Raw genomic sequence first — 1,281 nt, forward strand, 5'->3', positions numbered from 1 at the left:
CGATGCTCACCCCCGCGCCGGTGTAGCCGGCCGCGGCCTCGTTGGCCACGCCCAGGGGCCCCACGTAGTCCTGGGTGGTGATCTCGTCCACCGCCCCCGCGGGCGAGCCCGCCAGGGCCAGGGCCGCGGCCAACACAACGGCCGCCCCCGCCCGCGCCAACCCCAGCCGTCGTGGCGTGCTCGTTCGCGTCCTGGTCATCACAGCCCCCACTCGTCCAAGTCGACCTCGAGAACAATGTCATCATCGGCCGAGCCGGGCCCGTGGGCGGGGTCCCACACGGGCCCGGCGTCCTCGTCCGGCTCGTCCTTGAACACCCCGGTGAAGGCCCGGCGCTTCTTCTTGTCCTCGCCCTCCCCGCCGGCCCCGCCAAGAGGAGCGCCCATACCCATCACGCCCCCGGCCCCACCCCTGGCAGCAGCGGCGGCCCCCTTCAAGGCGGCGCCCACGCCGGCCGAGCCCTTAGCAGCGGCGGCGGCCCTCGAACCAGTGGTCGCGGCCCCCGACAACAAGGACCGGGCACTCACTCCCGCCCCGCCCGCCAGGGCGCCCAACGCGCCCGACGACGCAGCCCGCCCCACACTGACCGCGTCCTGGGGTATCCGGTAGTACGGATCCCACCTCGGATCCGAGGCATGAGTCGCGGACGGCGGCGCGTACCCGCCCACCAGGCCGTTGGGCGTGACCGTCTGATTCACCGGCCGCCCCACCAGCCCCACACCGTCAACATCACTCAGACGCTTGTAAGGAGGCGGATCCTGCACGGCGCCCGGGCGCGCGAACCCCTCCGACGCCCAATCCCGCCCCGGCAAATCCACACCACCAGCAGAACCGCCAGCCCCACCAAGGCCCCCAGCACCAGAGCCGCCGGCGCCCCCAGCACCCCCGGCACCGCCGAAACCACCGCCCGCGCCGCCGCCCATCAGGTTCGGATCCACGATCCCAGGAAGCGGATCGGCGCTGGGCGTGCGACCGGGAAGCTTGCCGCCGCCGATGTCGGGTCTGTTTCCGCCTTTGTCGATGATGTCCTGCATCCTGTTGGCGCCCTCGTTCAAGGAGGTGTTCATCTGGTCGAGCACGTTCTGGCAGTACTCCTCCCTCTCCCTGTCCCGCTCCTTCTCCAGGGACGACCAGTACAGCTCACTGGCCACCATGGCCACCGCCCCCACCACGGGGACCGCGAAGAAGGCCACGGCCCCCGCCCCGTCTGTGGCGGCCCGCCACCCCCGCTCCGCGCCGGTGAGCAACTCGGGCGACACGTTCTGGTTGAACAAGTCCCGCGC

Annotated in this window: 1 protein-coding gene and 1 pseudogene; both read right to left on the reverse strand. The window is 72.3% G+C overall.

All coding sequences use genetic code 11. From position 1 onward, the window contains the following. Positions 1-199: pseudogene (locus G447_RS12410) on the reverse strand (alkaline protease); the annotation flags it as partial. Then, the coding region (locus G447_RS0109025) for a hypothetical protein (protein WP_026430805.1) at positions 199-1,281 on the reverse strand (1,083 nt) is incomplete at its 5' end. The gene G447_RS0109025 and the pseudogene G447_RS12410, both read right to left, overlap by 1 nt.

Origin of the sequence: Schaalia georgiae DSM 6843 (assembly GCF_000429245.1) — a bacterium.
GTDB classification, from domain to species: Bacteria; Actinomycetota; Actinomycetes; order Actinomycetales; family Actinomycetaceae; genus Pauljensenia; species Pauljensenia georgiae.